Source organism: Bacillus sp. DE0042, from assembly GCF_007680225.1.
Classification (GTDB): domain Bacteria; phylum Bacillota; class Bacilli; order Bacillales; family Bacillaceae_G; genus Bacillus_A; species Bacillus_A wiedmannii.
In genome coordinates this window covers 1-235 of the sequence record NZ_VEJP01000049.1, presented here as the reverse complement: position 1 = coordinate 235, position 235 = coordinate 1, and the positions used below count along the sequence as shown (strand labels likewise).

Sequence of the window (235 nt, the reverse complement as noted above, 5' to 3'; positions counted from 1 at the left end):
ACACACATTCACTTCACGTTTAAAGAAAAATCAAAAAGTATTGAGCATAAATCCGAACAGAATAATTTTTATAAATTGACAGATTCACAAATTAATATGTTCGGTAATCAGCTTTCACGCTTACATGAAGTATCTCACCTAGCACAACAAGGTGAAAGTTATGACGACTTAGCTATTAAAATTAAAGATATGCTGCGAGATCCAATAAAACAAAAACAACTTATTCCTCATCTTA

Annotated in this window: 1 protein-coding gene; it reads left to right on the top strand. The window is 30.6% G+C overall.

The features are described from left to right. Window positions 1-235, top strand: a 235-nt coding sequence (locus tag FS802_RS31985; protein ID WP_483296245.1) for a hypothetical protein, incomplete at both ends; no start/stop codon positions are given.